The sequence below is a fragment of the Mycobacterium sp. genome, assembly GCF_049683935.1.
GTDB lineage: Bacteria > Actinomycetota > Actinomycetes > Mycobacteriales > Mycobacteriaceae > Mycobacterium.
In genome coordinates, this window is the sequence record NZ_JBAUJR010000217.1 from 1 (window position 1) to 2,984 (window position 2,984).

A 2,984-nucleotide genomic window follows, 5' to 3' on the forward strand; every position below is an offset into this window, starting at 1 on the left:
ACGCCCGCAGGGAGCCGACCACGTCGTCGACGGTGGGCACGGTAGTGGCGGCTGAGTCGGTCGTCGTGGTCGTGGTGGTGGTCACGTTGGTGGTCGGGGCGGCGTGCCCGGTCATCCGCACGATCTCCTCGGAAAGCGCCTCGGCGTGCGCTGCGCGCTCAGCGGCGACGTCGGTCAGTGCGTCGGCGGCCGATCCCCGGGTGGTCGCGACGGCGTCGGTGGCCAGGCGGCTGTCGGCGCGGGCGCGATCCAGCGCGGTCGTCAGGTCGTCGAGGTCAGGTGGGGGAGGCGCGGTGCCACATGCCACCGATGTCGCCGCCGTCGCCCCGACCATCACCAGCGTTGCAGCCCCGGCGAGTACGCGGCGGCGGCTGAGGGTCGGCGAAGGGCTCGGCACGCCCACATCCTGCCATTGCCGCCGCCGGCGTCGCGGAGGTGGAGATCGGTGTCGGACCCCCGCCCCGGACCGGTTTTCGTTATTTGGCTTGCCGACGCTGGCGTATCGTGGTGTGTCGGGTCCGGGACTTGCGCTCTGCGTGATGTCGCCGCGACCCGTGGTCCGGACAACTCAAGACGAGGAGCTCGCCGTGGCGGAGCGGTCTACGGAATTACCGTCGCAACGACAGGTGATCGAACTGCTCGAAGGCGAGTTCGCGCGTGCCGGATTCGACATCGAGGACGTGGTGATCGACGCCTCGGTGCGTCCCCCCCGGATCACGGTGGTCACCGACGGAGACGACGGACTGGACCTCGATTCGGTGGCACGGCTGTCCCGGGTGGCCTCAGAACTGCTCGACGGCCTCGACAGCGCGGCCTACCTGCTCGAGGTGACCTCACCGGGGGTGGAGCGCCCGCTGACGACCGACAAACACTTCCGCCGGGCCCGTGGCCGAAAGGTCGAGATGACGCTCGCCGATGGCAAGACCCTGACCGGACGGCTGGGGGAGGCGACGGGATCCACGGTCCGCCTGGTACTGCGCGAGGGTGCCCGCGGCGAGTTCGCAGTCCGCGACATCGACCTCGACACCGTCGTGAAAACTGTTGTACAGATTGAGTTCTCGCCGCCAAATCCACGCGAGTTGGAGTTGGCCGGCCAAGCAGGAAAGGAGGCCTGAGCGTGAACATCGACATGGCGGCACTGCACGCGATCGAGGCCGACAAGGGAATCACCGTCGACGTCGTCGTCGACACCATCAAATCGGCTCTGCTGACGGCGTATCGGCACACCGAGGGCCACGAGGCCGAGGCGTACATCGACATCGACCGGAAAACCGGTGTCGTGAAGGTGATGGCCCGTGAGACCGACGCCGACGGCAATGTGTTGCACGAATGGGACGACACCCCTGAGGGTTTCGGCCGGATCGCGGCAACGACCGCGCGCCAGGTGATCCTGCAGCGGCTCCGCGACGCCGAGAACGAGAAGAACTACGGTGAGTTCGCGGCCCGGGAGGGAGACATCGTCGCCGGCGTCATCCAGCGGGACGCGCGCGCGAACGCCCGCGGTCTGGTGGTGGTCCGGATGGGCAGCGAGACGAAGGGGTCCGAGGGCGTCATCCCGTCTGCCGAACAGGTGCCCGGCGAAAGCTACGAGCACGGAGATCGGCTGCGCTGCTACGTCGTCGGCGTGTCCCGCGGTGCCAGGGAACCGCTCATCACGCTGTCACGGACACACCCCAATCTGGTGCGCAAGTTGTTCTCCCTGGAGGTCCCCGAGATCGCCGACGGGTCGGTCGACATCGTTGCGGTGGCTCGAGAGGCCGGTCACCGGTCCAAGATCGCCGTCACCTCGCGCATGCCCGGTCTGAACGCCAAAGGTGCCTGCATCGGTCCGATGGGCCAGCGGGTTCGCAACGTGATGAGCGAGTTGTCCGGCGAGAAGATCGACATCATCGACTACGACGAGGACCCTGCCCGGTTCGTGGCCAACGCGCTGTCGCCGGCCAAGGTGGTGTCGGTGTCGGTGATCGACGAGGGCACCCGGGCGGCACGGGTGATCGTCCCGGACTTCCAGCTGTCCCTGGCCATCGGCAAAGAAGGGCAGAACGCGCGGTTGGCGGCCCGGTTGACCGGCTGGCGCATCGACATCCGCAGCGACGATGCGGCAGCCGACAGGCCTGCGGAACGCACGCCGCCCCGACCGGATGCGACCCACGGCGCGGTCGGGGAACGCTGACCCGCGGTCGCGTCCGTCCGCTTTCGGCACCGATTTTCTTTTCGGTACTGCGGTGACGGTAGACTCAGCTGTGATCCAGCGCGAGATATCGGCTCGGACGCAGAAAAGCACCGCCAAACCCCCGGGTGAACCAGTGCGGACCTGCATCGGATGTCGACAACGAGAGCTGGCCGTCGAATTGCTTCGGGTTGTCGCTGTCGACGGCGGGAACGGCCACAGTGCCGTGACCGTCGATGCAGCGAGAACGCTCCCGGGGCGGGGTGCCTGGTTGCATCACGACCCCGAGTGTCTCCGGGCGGCGATTCGCCGGCGGGCCTTCGGCCGAGCGTTACGGATCACCGGTAACCCGGACATCACCGCGGTGGAAGAGCGTTTCCAGGTAGTGGACGCGTTCGACCCGCCCGGCAACAGGACAGGTAGCGAAGAACATGAGCACACCGTGAAGTCTCGATGACCATGCGTCATAGCTAAACCGAGGCGCGGCGCCCACCACCGCTGTCGCCTCCCAGACAGGAGATGTAGTGGCAGGTAAGGCCCGCGTGCACGAGTTGGCTAAAGAACTCGGTGTCACCAGCAAGGAAGTTCTCGCCCGACTGAATGATCAGGGCGAATTCGTCAAATCCGCGTCGTCAACGGTCGAGGCGCCCGTCGCCCGCCGTCTTCGTGAGTCGTTCGGGGGACCCAAGTCCACCGGCGAGAAGGTCCCCAGCAGCGGAAACGGCTCACCCGCCAAGCCCGCCGCCCCCAAGCCGGCAGCTCCCAAGCCGGCTGCGCCGCCGGCAGCGCAGGAGCCCGTTGCTCCGCCCGCACC

Annotated in this window: 5 protein-coding genes; 4 read left to right on the forward strand and 1 reads right to left on the reverse strand. The window is 67.6% G+C overall.

The window, feature by feature from the left end; translation table 11 throughout:
* Positions 1-397: hypothetical protein (locus tag WA965_RS12555; protein WP_526447577.1), on the reverse strand; the 397-nt coding region annotated here is incomplete at its 3' end.
* A 190-nt stretch (positions 398-587) separates the two neighbouring features.
* Here WA965_RS12555 and rimP point away from each other — a divergent pair.
* From rimP to WA965_RS12575, 4 genes are all read left to right on the forward strand, one after another.
* Positions 588-1,115, forward strand: a complete 528-nt coding sequence (gene rimP, locus WA965_RS12560; protein WP_526293874.1) for a ribosome maturation factor RimP — start codon at positions 588-590, stop codon at positions 1,113-1,115.
* 2 nt (positions 1,116-1,117) lie between these two features.
* The gene (gene nusA / locus WA965_RS12565; RefSeq protein WP_526293875.1) at positions 1,118-2,173 is read left to right on the forward strand and encodes a transcription termination factor NusA; all 1,056 of its coding nucleotides are present in this window, start codon (positions 1,118-1,120) and stop codon (positions 2,171-2,173) included.
* Positions 2,142-2,627 (forward strand): DUF448 domain-containing protein, encoded by a 486-nt coding sequence (locus tag WA965_RS12570; RefSeq protein ID WP_526293876.1) that lies wholly within the window; start codon positions 2,142-2,144, stop codon positions 2,625-2,627. The genes nusA and WA965_RS12570 overlap by 32 nt, the downstream gene beginning before the upstream one ends.
* A gap of 67 nt (positions 2,628-2,694) precedes the next feature.
* A partial coding sequence (locus tag WA965_RS12575) for a translation initiation factor IF-2 N-terminal domain-containing protein (protein ID WP_526293877.1) occupies positions 2,695-2,984 on the forward strand: 290 nt, incomplete at its 3' end.

Excerpts from the sequence above, each read along its gene's own strand:
- WA965_RS12570 (WP_526293876.1), top strand. The coding sequence starts at position 2,142 with ATGCGACCCACGGCGCGGTCGGGGAACGCTGACCCGCGGTCGCGTCCG.